Origin of the sequence: Catenuloplanes atrovinosus (genome assembly GCF_031458235.1) — a bacterium.
In the GTDB taxonomy this organism is placed as follows: Bacteria; Actinomycetota; Actinomycetes; order Mycobacteriales; family Micromonosporaceae; genus Catenuloplanes; species Catenuloplanes atrovinosus.
The window spans coordinates 3,345,667-3,359,504 of the sequence record NZ_JAVDYB010000001.1 but is presented as its reverse complement, the minus strand read 5'-3'; the positions used below and the strand labels follow the sequence as shown (position 1 = coordinate 3,359,504).

General features: G+C 71.8%; 15 protein-coding genes. 7 read left to right on the top strand and 8 right to left on the bottom strand.

The window, feature by feature from the left end:
• Positions 1–60: 60 nt before the first annotated feature.
• The 7 genes from J2S41_RS15085 to J2S41_RS15055 all read right to left on the bottom strand — a co-directional run bounded on the left by J2S41_RS15085 (position 61) and on the right by J2S41_RS15055 (position 7,810).
• Positions 61–1,629, bottom strand: coding sequence for a methyl-accepting chemotaxis protein (locus tag J2S41_RS15085; RefSeq protein ID WP_310368226.1), 1,569 nt, complete (start codon positions 1,627–1,629; stop codon positions 61–63).
• A 13-nt stretch (positions 1,630–1,642) separates the two neighbouring features.
• A complete protein-coding gene (gene chvE / locus J2S41_RS15080; RefSeq protein WP_310368224.1) occupies positions 1,643–2,719 on the bottom strand; it encodes a multiple monosaccharide ABC transporter substrate-binding protein in 1,077 nt (358 codons plus the stop codon).
• A 70-nt stretch (positions 2,720–2,789) separates the two neighbouring features.
• Positions 2,790–3,506 carry a hypothetical protein gene (locus tag J2S41_RS15075; RefSeq protein ID WP_310368222.1) on the bottom strand — a complete coding sequence of 239 codons (717 nt, stop codon included), beginning with the start codon at positions 3,504–3,506 and terminating at the stop codon, positions 2,790–2,792.
• A 23-nt stretch (positions 3,507–3,529) separates the two neighbouring features.
• Positions 3,530–4,279 (bottom strand): SDR family NAD(P)-dependent oxidoreductase, encoded by a 750-nt coding sequence (locus J2S41_RS15070; protein ID WP_310368220.1) that lies wholly within the window; start codon positions 4,277–4,279, stop codon positions 3,530–3,532.
• 1 nt (position 4,280) lies between these two features.
• A complete protein-coding gene (locus J2S41_RS15065) occupies positions 4,281–5,120 on the bottom strand; it encodes a fumarylacetoacetate hydrolase family protein (RefSeq protein WP_310368218.1) in 840 nt (279 codons plus the stop codon).
• A gap of 93 nt (positions 5,121–5,213) precedes the next feature.
• Entirely contained in the window at positions 5,214–5,921 is a 708-nt protein-coding gene (locus J2S41_RS15060; protein WP_310368215.1) for a hypothetical protein, read from the bottom strand.
• 464 nt (positions 5,922–6,385) lie between these two features.
• Positions 6,386–7,810 carry an MFS transporter gene (locus J2S41_RS15055; protein WP_310368214.1) on the bottom strand — a complete coding sequence of 475 codons (1,425 nt, stop codon included), beginning with the start codon at positions 7,808–7,810 and terminating at the stop codon, positions 6,386–6,388.
• A 107-nt stretch (positions 7,811–7,917) separates the two neighbouring features.
• Here J2S41_RS15055 and J2S41_RS15050 point away from each other — a divergent pair, with 107 nt between their 5' ends.
• The 7 genes from J2S41_RS15050 (at position 7,918) to J2S41_RS15020 (ending at position 13,046) form a co-directional block, all read left to right on the top strand.
• Positions 7,918–8,478 carry a TetR/AcrR family transcriptional regulator gene (locus J2S41_RS15050; RefSeq protein WP_310368212.1) on the top strand — a complete coding sequence of 187 codons (561 nt, stop codon included), beginning with the start codon at positions 7,918–7,920 and terminating at the stop codon, positions 8,476–8,478.
• Between the two features lie 2 nt (positions 8,479–8,480).
• Positions 8,481–9,314 carry an amidohydrolase family protein gene (locus J2S41_RS15045; protein ID WP_310368211.1) on the top strand — a complete coding sequence of 278 codons (834 nt, stop codon included), beginning with the start codon at positions 8,481–8,483 and terminating at the stop codon, positions 9,312–9,314.
• Between the two features lie 352 nt (positions 9,315–9,666).
• Positions 9,667–10,041, top strand: coding sequence for a roadblock/LC7 domain-containing protein (locus J2S41_RS15040; protein WP_310368208.1), 375 nt, complete (start codon positions 9,667–9,669; stop codon positions 10,039–10,041).
• A 22-nt stretch (positions 10,042–10,063) separates the two neighbouring features.
• A complete protein-coding gene (locus tag J2S41_RS15035) occupies positions 10,064–10,495 on the top strand; it encodes a hypothetical protein (RefSeq protein WP_310368206.1) in 432 nt (143 codons plus the stop codon).
• Between the two features lie 171 nt (positions 10,496–10,666).
• Positions 10,667–11,572, top strand: coding sequence for a hypothetical protein (locus tag J2S41_RS15030; RefSeq protein ID WP_310368205.1), 906 nt, complete (start codon positions 10,667–10,669; stop codon positions 11,570–11,572).
• Positions 11,573–11,628: 56 nt separating this feature from the next.
• Positions 11,629–12,036 carry a roadblock/LC7 domain-containing protein gene (locus J2S41_RS15025; RefSeq protein ID WP_310368204.1) on the top strand — a complete coding sequence of 136 codons (408 nt, stop codon included), beginning with the start codon at positions 11,629–11,631 and terminating at the stop codon, positions 12,034–12,036.
• A gap of 113 nt (positions 12,037–12,149) precedes the next feature.
• Complete coding sequence (locus J2S41_RS15020) at positions 12,150–13,046, top strand: sugar phosphate isomerase/epimerase family protein (RefSeq protein WP_310368202.1); 897 nt, start codon at positions 12,150–12,152, stop codon at positions 13,044–13,046.
• On the opposite strand, the gene J2S41_RS15015 is transcribed toward J2S41_RS15020, so the two are convergent.
• Positions 13,034–13,768 carry a hypothetical protein gene (locus J2S41_RS15015; protein WP_310368200.1) on the bottom strand — a complete coding sequence of 245 codons (735 nt, stop codon included), beginning with the start codon at positions 13,766–13,768 and terminating at the stop codon, positions 13,034–13,036. The two genes, J2S41_RS15020 and J2S41_RS15015, sit on opposite strands and share 13 nt — an antisense overlap.
• Positions 13,769–13,838: the final 70 nt, after the last annotated feature.

Sequence of the window (13,838 nt, the reverse complement as noted above, 5' to 3'; positions counted from 1 at the left end):
TGCGGTGGGCGGGCCACCCATGGCGGCCTGCGCCCGCCGCCGCGCCGGCGCCGTCCAGGATCAGTACCGGAAGTGGGAGACCAGGTTCTCCAGCCGGTGCGCCATGGTGCCGAGGTCGGTGACCGCGGACTGCGACTCGCCGACGCCGGACGTGGTCACCTCGGTGGCGGTGGCCAGGCCGGAGATGTTGGCCGCGATGCCGGCCGCGCCCTCGGCCGCCGCCGCGATGCTGCGGTTCATCTCCGTGGTGGTGGCGGTCTGCTCCTCGACCGCGCCCGCGATCGTGGTCTGGAACGAGCTGATCTGCGCGATCACGTGGCTGATCTCCTCGATCGCGGAGACGGCGCCCGCGGTGTCGTTCTGGATCGCCTCGACCTGGCGGGCGATGTCCTCGGTGGCGCGCGCGGTCTCCTGGGCCAGTTCCTTGACCTCGCCGGCGACCACGGCGAAGCCCTTGCCGGACTCGCCGGCCCGGGCGGCCTCGATGGTGGCGTTCAGCGCCAGCAGGTTCGTCTGTCCCGCGATCGCGGTGATCACCTTGACCACGTTGGCGATCTGCTCGGAGGACTCGCCGAGCTTGCCGACCTGCGCGGTGGTGGTCTCCGCGACCTGGACGGCCTGGCCGGCGAAGCGCGCGGCCTCGGTGGCGTTGTGCGCGATCTCGCGGATGGCGGTGCCCATCTCCTGGGTGCCGTTCGCGACCGCGTCCACGTTGCTGGACACGCGCGCGGCGGCCTCGGCGACGCCGTGTGCCTGGTCGGACGCGTCCGAGGCGGATTGGGACATGGTGGTCGAGGTGGTGGAGATCCGGTCGGCGGACGCGGCGACCGAGTGCGCGGCCTCGGTGACCGCGGCGACCACGGTACGGATGTCCTTCTGCGCCTCCTCGAGGGCCTGCGCCATCTGGCCGACCTCGTCGCGGGAGCGCACGTTCGCCGGCACGGTCAGGTCGCCGGCGGCCATCGCGGAGAGCGCGGCGCGGACCCGGGACAGCGGCGGCACCACGGACTGGACCACCAGGTACGCGAACGCGGCGAGCACCACGGCCGCGAGCACCACGGTGATCCACATGATGGTCAGCGCGCGGTTGCTGGCCGCGGCCCGGTCCGCGTCCGCCTGCTGGATGGTGGCGGCGAACAGTTGCCGCTCGTTGTCCAGCACCGCGCTGGTCAGGTAGTTGTCGACGTCGGTCTGCTCCCAGGACAGCCGCGCCTGCGCCTGCTCCGCGACCGCGCTGGCCACGAAGCGCGTGATGACCTGGGTGTAGTCGGTGTACACGCTCTTGATCCGGTCGACTGCGGACTTCAGCCCGGCCGGCAGCGCGATGCCGTCGAGCTGCCGCAGCAGCTCCTCGGTCTCGGCGACGGTCGCGGACAGCAGGTCGGTCTGCTCGGCCGGCCGGGCGCGGACGACCGACTGGAGGCCGTTGACCTTCAGCTCGCTGGCCAGCTGGTCCAGGCGCAGCACCAGGGCGCTGGCCGCGTTGACGTTCTCCAGGCGGTCGCTGGCCTCGTCGGCCTGCCGGTCACTGATGATGGTGACCGTCATGCAGGTGGCGAGCGCGATCAGTGACGCGGCGACGAGCAGCGCCAGCTTGGTGCGTACGGAGAGGTCGAAGAATCTGCTCACACGGACCCCACAGTCATCCCGAGATCTCGGCGGCGGTGTAGTAGCCGCCCTCGACCAGCACTCGCTGGTAGTTCGCCTTGGTCACGCTCACCGGCTGGAGCAGGAACGTGCGCACGTCCTTGACGCCGTTGTTGTACTGCGTGGTGTCGTTCACGACCGGCTCGCCGGCGTCGCCGACCAGCGAGTTGACCATCTGCACCGCGACCTTCGCGAGTTCGCGCGTGTCCTTGTAGACGGTCTGGCCCTGTTGCCCGGCCGCGATCAGCTTGACCGAGTCCAGCTCCGCGTCCTGGCCGGTCAGCACCGGCAGCGCGTTCTCGGCGTACCCGCTCTCGCGCAGCGCCTCGATGATGCCGCGGGAGATGCCGTCGTACGGCGAGAGCACCGCGTCGACCCGCCGGCCGCCGGTGTAGGTGGAGCCGAGCAGCCGCGCCATCCGCTCCTTCGCGACCTTGCCGTCCCACCGCTGGGTGGCCACGGCCTCGAAGCTCGTCTCACCGCTGACCACGTCGAGCGTGCCGTCGTTGATGTACGGCTGGAGCACGCTCATCGCGCCGTTGAAGAAGAACGTGGCGTTGTTGTCGTCGGCCGACCCCGCGAACAGCTCGATGTTGTACGGCCCGCCGCCGCGCGCCAGCCGCAGCGCGTCGACGATGTAGTCCGCCTGCAGAACACCGACCTTGAAGTTGTCGAAGGTGGCGTAGTAGTCGATGTCGTTCGTGCCGCGGATCAGCCGGTCGTAGGAGATCACCGGCACCTGCGCCGCCGCGGCCGCGGCGAGCACGTCCTTGAGCTTGGTCCCGTCGATCGCGCCGATCACCAGCGCCTTGGCGCCGTCGTCGAGCATCTGCTGGATCTGGGACACCTGAAGCGCGTTGTCGTCGTCCGCGTACTGCAACGACGTGCGGTACCCGAGCAGCGAGAACTGCGCGACCATGTTCTCGCCGTCGCCGATCCAGCGCTGCGACTCCTTCGTCGGCATGGCGATGCCGATCATGCCCCGGTCCGGCGCGCCCACCTCGGCCGTGTCGCCGCCACACCCGGTCAGTGCCACCGCGAGCGCGACGCTCGCCGCCCATCTGCGGATCATTGCCCTAGAACACCATCACCGGGGTAGGTAGGGCGGGCGAAAGCCAAAAATCCCTCGTTTCTCTCAAAACCTAATATCGGGGGTACGGGTGGGTCAGGTGCGGATGCCGGCGCCAGGCCGCGACGGTGGCGCCGAGGATGATGACCGCGTCGTACACGGCATGCGCGATCATGGCGGTGACCAGGCCGTACCCGAAGGTCAGATAGAACATGACCATGCCGATGTACCAGGAGTTGATCCACCCGAACACGCCCAGGTAGGCGTGCAGGTTACGGAACCGGCCGTTGACGGTCAGCAGCGCGGCGGCCAGCACCCAGGACGGCGCCGCGGTCAGGTGCGCCTCCATCAGGCCGAGCGTGGCGACGTTCGCCAGCGGGATCAGCAGCGTCTCGTAGAGCCGGCGGATCAGCCCGGCGGTGATCCAGTTGAGCGCGGTCAGGATGGGCACCGCGCTGACGAAGAACAGCCAGCGGAACAGCACCTCCTCGAAGAAGCCCGCGTTCAGGCTCAACCACATGCCGCGGCGGAGCACCGTGCCCGGCGGGTGCTCGGCCGGGCCCGCCGCCAGGGCGGCGACGAGCGCGGCCGCGACCGCCCAGGCGAACAGCGGCCACACCTGGAGCAGCCCGCCGGCCACATCCGGGCCGGCGCCGAGCACGCGATCCAGCGCCGGCCGCATGCGCTCGTCGGTGACCAGCCACAGCAGTCCGAAGACCGCCATGGCCGACGCGGTCACCCGGGCGAACCCGTACGTGATCACCGAGGGAGGGATGTGTATCGGATCCACGACTGTCAGTGCAGCAAACCGCATCAACGCGGCGGCAGCCGAAGACCGTGCACACCCCCGTCCACCGCCAGCACCGCGCCCGTGGTGGCGCTCGCGTGCGGACTCGCCAGGTACGCGATCGCGGCCGCCACCTCGTCCGCCGTGACCAGCCGCCCGGTCGGCTGCCGCGCCTCCAGCGCCGCCAGCGTGGCGTCCGGGTCGTCGGAGGCGGCCATCAGGCGCCGCACCCACGGCGTGTCCGCCGTGCCGGGATTGACGCAGTTGACGCGGATGCCCTCGCGTACGTGATCCGCGGCCATCGCCAGCGTCAGCGCCTGCACCGCGCCCTTGGTGGCGCTGTAGAGCGCGCGCTGCGGCAGGCCCACGTGCCCGGCGATCGAGCAGGTGTTCACGATCGCGGCGCTGGCCGACTCGCGCAGGTGCGGGAGCGCGGCGCGGGTGACCCGGACGATGCCGGTCACGTTCACGTCGAACACGCGCGCCCACTCCGCGTCGTCGTTGTCCTCGACCGTGCCGACCGCGCCCACGCCCGCGTTGTTGATCAGGATGTCCAGCCCGCCCAGCCGGTCCGCCGCCGCGTCCACCGCCGCGCGGACCGCCGCGTCGTCCGTCACGTCCGCGGTGAACCCGGCCAGCGACTCCGGCAGCCCCTCCGGCGCGCGGTCCAGCACGGCGACGTGCGCGCCGCGCGCGGCCAGCCAGCGCGCGGTGGCCAGCCCGATGCCCGACGCGCCGCCGGTGACCAGCGCGGACAGCCCCGAGAACTCGTCCATGTCAGGCCGCCCGGAAGGTCTGGCGCTGGGTGCCGAGCGCGTCGATCTCCAGCTCCACCACGTCGCCGGGACGCAGATAGGGCTTCGGATCCGGCTGCCCGAGCGCGACGCCGGCCGGCGTACCCGTGTTGATCACATCGCCCGGGTGCAGCGTCATGAACCGGGACAGGTAGCGGACGATCTCGTACACGCCGAAGACCATGTCCTTGGTGCTCCCGGTCTGCCGGGCCTCGCCGTTGACGCGCAGGCGCAGGCCGAGGCGCTGCGGGTCGGGGACCTCGTCCGCGGTGACCAGCCACGGGCCGAGCGGGTTGAACGTGGCGCAGTTCTTGCCCTTGTCCCACTGGCCGCCGTGCTCCAGCTGGAACGCGCGCTCGGAGACGTCGTGCGCGATCGCGTAACCCGCGATGTGGTCCCGGGCCTGCGCGGCGTCGTCGAGGTAGGCGGCGGTCCGGCCGATCACCACGGCCAGCTCGACCTCCCAGTCGGTCTTCTCGCTGCCGCGCGGGATCAGCACGTCGTCGTACGGCCCGACGACCGTGTCCGGCGCCTTCATGAACACCACCGGCTCGGACGGCGTCGGCGCGCCGGTCTCCGCGGCGTGATCGTGGTAGTTCAGCCCGATGCACACGATCTTGCCGATGCCGCCGACCGGCGGGCCGATCCGCAGGCCCTCCGGGTCGAGCACCGGCAGGCCGGGAGGGAGCTCACCGAGGCCGCCGGCGGACAGGAAAGCCGGGCCGACGTCGGGGATCACGCCGGAGAGATCGCGTAACCGGCCCTCGTCGTCCAGCATCGCCGGCCGCTCCGCACCGGCCGGCCCCACCCGCAACAACCGCACGCCCACCACCACCCGACACTCGTGAATAGAGATCGGTAGATAGCTAAACGCGGCGGGCGGTGCGAGCACAAGTACCGCCCGCCGGCGGGCGTGTCAGTACTTGCGGGCCAGCGACATGTACTTGACCTTGTTGCCGTCCATCTCGAAGATCAGTTGCCACTCGCGGCCGGCCGGCATCTTGTAGTTGCCGTCGGAGCCCTTGGCGAGGCCGCGGTTCTCGTACGCGGTCTCCAGCTCGGCGCGGGACGAGCCGCGCTTGATGCCCTCCGCCGTGGCCGCGTCCTTCGGCGCCGCGATCGTGTCCAGGTAGCCGTGGCGGAACGACGCGCCGCCGGCCTCCAGGAACGCGACCATGCGCTCCAGCGTCCGCTTGGTGGAGTCCGCGTAGAGCTTCGCCGCGTCGGCCGAGTCCTTCGCCGACTCGGCGGCCGGGTCGTCCGCCTTGGCGACCGCGTCCTCCAGCTCCTCGTCCGCGGCCATCCGGCTCGGATCCGGCTCCGGGCCGCCGACGAACGAGTACACGTTCCGGTTCAGCACCGTGGAGATCGGCGCGGCCTGCAGGTCGCCGGTGGCGAGCGCGTCCTCCTCCTTCATCCCCACGGTGAGGTGGCCGAAGCCCTCCGGCCCGAACGGCAGGGGGTCGCCGGTCGCCACCGGCTGCGGGGCGGGCGACCCCGAACCGCTCGCCGACGGCTCGGTGGACGTGGCCGCGCAGGCGGTGGCCAGCACGCCGGCCGCCGCGAAGCTGAGCACGCCGAGCATCATGCGGCGCCGGCTGACAGAGGTGTCCCCGTTGAACATGCTGCGCAGCGTAAGCGCGGCGCGCAATCGTCCACAGCGGACCACGATGGGTGAACCCGCAGCTCAGAGCCGGTTGTGGCGGCCTGCTAACGTCCTGGTCTTCACGAACTCGTCACCCGATCGTGATCTTGCTTGGAAACTACTCTCAGGTATGGGCTCTAACCGTGTGCGCGGGGTGTTCTCGGCAATTACGGGGAGTCACGCTGCGGAGGTCGTCCTCGGGCCGGCAAATCTGTGTGACCAGCCCGAAGATCGCCGGGCTGGACGACGCGGCGCGACGGTGTGGTGACCGGCGACGGTGATCGCGGGGCTCGGCGACCACCGGGGAACCGGCTCCGATGCGGCGGCGGAGCCGCCGCGAGGTTTGCCCGCGGGAGCATGCGGGACGGGCCGCGCCGGGAGCGGGAGAATCGGCTGAAGCGTCCGGCGCGAGCCGGGAGACCCGCGCCGGACGGATTGGGTGGTCACGCGTCGGCGAGCGCCGGTGCCGGGGTGTCGGTGGTGAGCCGGGGCTCGCGGTGCGGGCGGACCACCGGGACCAGCAGGGACAGCGCGATGGCGGTCGCGGCGAGCGCCGCCATCAGCCAGAACGCGTTGGTGTAGCCGGACTCGTAGGGCAGGCCGTTCGGCTGCAGGTGGCCGGTGACGATGGACGAGACGACGGCGGTGCCGATGGACGCGCCGATCGTGCGGATGTTGGTGTTCATGCCGCTGGCGGTGCCGGTCTGCGACGCCGGGACCGCGTGCACGATCAGGTTGATCATCGCGGCGAACGAGACGCCGAGGCCGAGGCCGAAGACCGCGCCCGCGGTGGCGACCTGCCACGGGGCGTCGTGCGCGACCGCGATGGTGGCGCAGGCCAGCGCGACCAGGGCGGCGCCGATGACGAGCTGGGCCTTGCCGGACAGGCGCGTGCTGAGCGGGCCGCTGAGCGAGCCGGCCGCGGCCATCGCGACCAGCATCGGCAGCATGAGCAGGCCGGTGGTGGTGAGGCTGGCGCCGAAGCCGTAACCGGCCGCGGCCGGGGTCTGGATGAGCTGCGGCAGGAACGCGTAGCAGCCGAACATGCCGGCGCCGAACAGCAGCGCGACCAGATTGGTGGTCCAGACGGCCGGCCGGCGCATCATCCGCATGTCGATCAGCGGGTTCACGGACCGGTACTCGAAGACGATCCAGGTGGCGAGCAGCACGGCGGCGGCGATGAACAGCCCGATGACCCGCGGCGAGTCCCAGCCCCAGGCGTTCGCCTTGGAGAGCGGCAGCAGCAGCGCGATCAGCCACGAGGACATCAGCGCGGCGGCGATCCAGTTGATCCTGCCGGGGGTGCGGACGGGGGATTCCGGCACGACGCGGAGCGCGAACGCGGCGACCGTGAGCGCGGCGACCAGTGGCAGCCAGAACAGCCAGCGCCAGTCGAGCGCGCCGACGACCGGGCCGGCCAGCACGATGCCGACGCCGCCGCCGGCCGCGATGACCGCGGACATGCCGCCGACCGCGGACGCGACGCGCGCGGGCGGGAACTCGTCTCGGATGATGCCGAACGCCAGCGGGAAGACCGCGCCGCCGAGGCCCTGGAGCACCCGGCCGGCGATGAGCACGGTGATGGTGGGGGCGAGCGCCGCGACCAGGCAGCCGACCGCGAGCACGATCAGGGCGGCGACCAGGACGCGGCGCTTGCCGATCATGTCGCCGACCCGGCCGAGCATCGGGGTGGCGACCGCGGCGGCGAGCAGCCAGGAGGTGAAGACCCAGGTGGCGGTGCCGGCGTCGGTGTGCAGGTCGCGCTGGATGGTCGGCAGGACCGGCGTGATCAGCGACTGCATGAGTGAGACGGTGCCCGCGGCGGACGCGAGGATCGCGAACACGCGGGTGGTGCTGGTGGATGCCATGGGGCGGCGGCCCTTCAAGGGGAAGAGGAGTGGTGCCTGTTAAAGTGGAGGCACCCCTCCACCATAACGGAGGGTTGCCTCCGGTTCAACCGTGGGAGAGTGACGTGATGGAGCGGACTGCCGTCCTGCGGCGACCGCAGCGGGCCGACGCCCGGCGCAACTACGACGCGCTGCTGGCCGCGGCGCGCGAGGTCTTCGCGGAGAAGGGGACCGAGGCGTCGCTGGAGGAGATCGCGCGCCGGGCCGGCGTCGGCATCGGCACGCTGTATCGCAACTTCCCGGCCCGCCAGGACCTGTTCGAGGCCGTGTACGTCGGCGAGATCGAGCAGCTCTGCGACGTGGCGGACGAGGTCGGCGAGCTGCCGCCGTGGGACGCGCTGGAGACGTGGCTGCGCCGGTTCGTCGGGTTCGCCGCGACCAAGCGCGCGATCAAGGAGGCGCTGAACACGGAGTCGGCCATGTTCCTGAGCTGCCGCGCGGACATGTACGCGGCGGGCCGCCCGCTGTTCGCCCGCGCGCAGGAGGCCGGCGCGGTGCGCCCGGACACCAGCTTCGACGACGTGCTGCGCATGGTCAGCGGCATCACGGCCGGCGCGTACACCGACGACGCGCAGCGTGACCGGGTACTGGCCATGGCGCTGGACGGAGTGCGACCGCACAATCGGTAGGCATGTACGTCGATGCGCATGTGCACTTCTGGAATCCGGAGACGCTGCGCTATCCCTGGCTGGCGGGGACCGCGCTGGACCGCGCGTACCGGCCGGCCGACCTCGCGGCCGAACTGGGTGAGCTGCCCGGGCTGGTGATGGTGCAGGCCGACTGCGCGCCCGGGCAGGCGCGGGCCGAGGTGGAGTGGGTGCGCGCCGCCGCGGAGGCGTACCCGCGCATCCTGGGCATGGTCGCCTACGCGCCGCTGGAGATCGGGCCCGGTGCGGACGGGCTGATCGACGAGTACGCCACCGACCCGTTCGTGGTCGGCGTGCGCCGCAACATCCAGGACGAGGGGCCCGGGTTCGCCGCGACGGGTCATTTCCGGTACGGCGTGCGCGCGCTCGGCGAGGCCGGCCTGACGTTCGACGCGTGCGTCCGGCACCACCAGCTCGGCGAGCTGCTCACGCTGGCGCGCGCGTGCCCCGGCACCACGATCGTGCTGGACCACCTGGGCAAGCCGCCGGTCGCCACCGGCGAGGGCCGCCGGGCGTGGCGGGACGCGCTGGCCGGGCTGGCCGGGCTGCCGCACGTGCGCTGCAAGCTCTCCGGGCTGGTCACCGAGGCGGCGTACGACACCTGGACGCCCGATCAGGTGCGCCCGTACCTGGAGACCGCGCTGGAGCTGTTCGGGCCGGGGCGCTGCCTGTTCGGCAGCGACTGGCCGGTGTTGACCCTCGCCTCCGACTATCGGCAGTGGTACGGCATGGTCCGCGCGCTGATCCCGCCGGTGGATCGGGACGCGGTGCTGTCCGGGAATGCGCGCGAGATATACGGGCTTCCGCCCATTCCGTGACCATTGTCGGGTTCGCTGTCGGATGACCGATTCCGGTTCTTCCGATCTGTCTGATCAACCGCTCAGTCGGCCCGTTCGTGGTGTTAAATCAACGTTGAGCTGGGGCTGACTGAGAGTGTCAAAGGAGGCTACTTCTCGTAGTCGCTACCAACTCGGAGTGCGTAGCGCAACCATCCGTTCCGTTCCGCTCCGAGTCGTTCGGGCGATCTTCGCCTTGCCTGGTCAGGCAGAACTCGGATCGCGTTTTCGATTCAGACTGGATCCATGCAAAGCTTCACCGGTCGCTCATGATCCCACCACCTTCCGTATTCGCCGCACGGCGAGTCGGATCGCCGCAACAACCGGAGGAACAGTGGCAAACATCGATGCCGCGCTCAAGGACGCGATGTCCATCGACGGTGCCATCGCTGTCGCGCTCGTCGACTACACCAGCGGTCTGACGCTGGGCGTGATGGGTGGCGGCCCGGGCATGGACGTGACGATCGCCGCGGCCGGCAACACGGACGTGGTCCGCGCGAAGCTGCGCACGCTGGAGATGCTCGGCCTGCCGGACGGCATCGAGGACATCCTCATCACGCTGGACACCCAGTACCACCTGATCCGGCTGCTCCAGCCGCGCCGTCAGGGCGAGGCGCTGTTCATGTACCTGGCGCTCAGCAAGAACCGCGCCAACCTCGGCATGGCCCGCCACCAGCTCAAGCGCATCGAGGCCGAGCTCGAGGTCTGAGCCGTACCGGAGGGGGAACGCAGTGGCAGAACGAAGCCTGTCCCAGATCGTCACCGACACGGTACGGGACTTCCGGCACCAGGTGCCCGAGTGCATCGCCTCCGGCTGGGTCGACATGTCGACCGGCATGCTCCTGGTCGCGGACACGCTCGACGACCACCCGCCGGAGATCCTGGACCTCCTCGCGGCGGCGACGTTCGACCTGTTCCAGGGCCGCAACGTCACGATGATCGAGGACGTCTGGAAGACGCAGCGCGGCGTGCGGTCCGACCGTCACTACTTCCAGGAAATCCTGATCAACAGCGACAACCTGGTGCACCTGTTCATGCGCAGCGCGTCGAACCAGGACCTGGTCGCGGTGGTGGTCTGCCGCCGCCAGGTGAACATCGGCATGCTCTTCGCCCAGGCCCGCATGGTGATGAAGCAGGTGGACACCGGCTTCGTCCCCGTCTGACCCGGTCCCGGCCGGCCGCGACGGCCGGCCGGCACGGGCGACTCTCTTTCACCACCCCGGGGTGCGCGGCGGTACGCGGGCCTCGGTCATCGACTGTGCGCTCGGCCGCACGCGGGGGACTGACGTGCCGGTCACGGCGAGGACACAGTGTTCAACGGACGCGGGACGGCGATGGCGATGACGGGGGAGGCCGGCGACCGCCCGATACGCGCGCTCGCCGAGGCGCTGCGGATACCGGGCGCGCGGCGGGTGGCGCTGGTCGCGGAGGGCGCGAGCGCGCCGACCTGGACGTCCACGCCCGGCGGCCCCGAAGAGCCGACCGACGGTACGGCCACGGTCGCGGTCGTCATGGTCCAGGCCGCCCGGGAACTGCTTCGCCTCACGGCCGGCGGCGACGTCGACGACCTGCTGCTGACCAGCGGTGAGTTCTTCCACGTGCTGCGCCTGGTGGAGCGGCCGGGGCGGGGCGCGGAGGTCGTGCACCTGACGTTGCGGCGGTCCGGCGCGAACCTGGCGATGGCCCGCCACGAGTTCCGCCGCGCGGCGGCGGTCTACCGCGACGGACCGCCGGCGATCGGCGCGACGCCGGTTCACCCGGTGCCGCCGGCCGCCGAGGTGATCTCTCCGTTCGAGGACGCGGTTCCGCCGCCCGCTCCGGCCGGGACCGAGTCGGGGGCCGGATTCGCCGCCGGTCACCGGGAGCCGGATGCGGCCTCGCCGGGTGACGTGCCGGACGGTGTCGGCTTCCCGGCCGGTGAGCCGCCGCCGTACGTCCCGCGGCCGTACGTCCCGCCGCCGGACGGGGCCGTGGAGATCGCGCCGGACATGGCCTGGCCTGGGGAGATGATGCCCACGTCCGACCCCATTGGTGCGCTTTCCGGGGCTACCCTCGATTCTGCCGACACGCTGCTGCCGCGCCGCACCGCCCGGGAGTCGCCGGAGCCCGACCCGGGACCGGAGCCGCCGGTGCGGCTCGCGGACGGAGAGACGCCGTCGCTGCTCAGTCTCCTGAACCGGCCGTTCACCGACGACTCGCCGACCCTGGGCCGGATCATGGCCGCCCTGCGCAACCTGTGACCACGCAGCCCCCCGAACGACGCCCACCTGCCGCCCGGAGAGAGACCGTGACGACCATGACCGCACCACACGATCCGTACCACGCCGCCCGGACCGAGCTCGCCTCGCTGCGCACCCAGGTGAGCGGCGTGCGGGGCAGCATCATCTCCGGCGTGGACGGGCTGCTGGTGCTGCACGACCTGCTGACCCAGGCCGAGCCGCACGACCTTGCCGCGCTGGCCGCCGCCGCGTACGGCATCGGCCGCACCTGCGGCGCCGCGCTCAACCAGGGCGGCTTCAGCGAGTGCACGGTGCGCAGCCAGGGTGGCTACTTCGCCGTCTACGCGATCGGCGAGATGGCGCTGCTGGCCGTGCTCGGCGACGACGGCCTGAACGTGGCGCGCCTGCACATCGAGGCCCGCGCCGCCGCCGCGCGCCTGGCCACCCAGCTGAACGCGCAGGCCATGCAGCAGAACCTGCTCTGATCGGTGGCCATGCGCTTGTGCGCACAAAGTAACTGACTCTTGACGTACCGTGTCTGGCGCTATTGCATCGAGATGGCTCTGTGCGATGAGGCCGGGTCATCGGGAGGTGCGTCGTGGTCAACCTGATTCTGGGGAATTGTCCAGCATCGTGGGGAGTGCGGTGGGCCGGCGCGGGACCGCGCCCGCCGTGGCGGCGATTCCTGGACGAGCTGGCCGGGGCCGGGTACGGCTGGCTCGAACTCGGCCCGTACGGCTACCTGCCGACCGACCCGTCCCGCCTCAACGACGAGCTGGCCCGCCGTGGCCTGCGCGTCTGCGCCGGCACCGTGCACGGCTGCGGCGGACTGCACCGGGCCGGCGAGTTCGGTGACATGCTGGCCCGCACCCGGCGCGCGGCCGAACTGGCCGCCGGGACCGGCGCGCGTGACCTGGTGTTCGTGCCGGTCCCCGGCTACCGGGACGAGTTCACAGGCGCCTGGGCCGAGTCGGACAAGCTCGACGACGACGGCTGGAAGGTGCTGGTCCGGACCGCGAACGAGCTCGGCAAGCACGCGCTGGGGGAGTACGGGCTGACGCTGTCGGTCCAGCCGCACGCGGACACCCACCTGGAGACCGTCGCACAGATCGGGCGGTTCCTGGCCGAGACCGACCCCGCGTACGTGTCGCTCTGCCTGGACACCGGCCACGTCGCCTACGCGGGCGGCGATCCGGCCGCGCTGATCGCGGAGCACCCGGACCGCGTCGGGCTGGTGCACGTCAAGCAGATCGATCCGCGGCTGGCGATCCGCGCGCAGCGGGAGTCGCTGGCGTACGGCCAGGCGGTCGCGCTGGGCGCGTGCTGCGAGCCGCCGCACGGCCTGCCCGCGCTGCCGCCGGTGCTGGACGCGATGCGCGAGCGCGGCCAGGACGCGTTCGTGGTGGTGGCCCACGAGCCGCCGCCCGGCACCGAGGACGCGGCCGCGGTTGCCGCCCGCACCCGCGACTATCTGCTGGCCTGTCAGAACCAGTAGTGCATGGAGGTGAACTGGCCGCGCTCCGGCACCTTGATCCGCTCGCGGATGCCGGTGCCGGTCACCACCAGGGTGACCGTCGTCCCGGCGGTCGTCGCGTCCAGCCGGGCCGGCCGGCCGTCCGCGGCCAGCGTCAGGTCCAGCACGGTGCCCGGCGCGCCCGGCGCCAGGCCGGCGCGGCCCAGCGCGTACGCCAGGGCCGGGCCGGGCGTCCAGCCGGTGAGCCGGTACCGCGTGCCGCCGTCCAGCGTGCGCGCGGTGACCGCGACGCGCGCGCCGGTCAGGTCGCACCACAGGTAGGGGTCGACGTCCGGCAGCGGCCGGGGCGCGCCGCCGCGCCAGTAGTAGGTGAGCCGGTCGCTCCCGCTCAGCGCGCCCCACTCGTACCCGTGGAAGGTCTTGGTCATCGAGTCCAGGTAGCGGACGCCGCCCGCGTCGACGACGCTGAGCGCGTCGATGATCCGGCCGTCGTCGCTGACGGTGCCGTCCACCGACCAGATCGCGCCGGTGCCGCCGAGCGTGCGCAGCACCCCGGTCCAGCGCACGGTCTGATCAGGGATGCGCACGTCGAACGTGGCCCGGTACGACCCGGTGCGCAGCAGCTCCGCACTCGCCCGGATGTCCGCGAGCACCTGGGCGACCGTCGGCCCGGGCGGACGCGGCGCGGCGCACCCGGCGAGCAGCAGCAGCCCGCACGCCCACGGCAGAAGCACTCGTCGCACACCCCGAGCGTAGACCGGCGCGCCCGTCACCCACAGGTGCGATTGTCCGCTTTTTATCGCCTCTGACCTG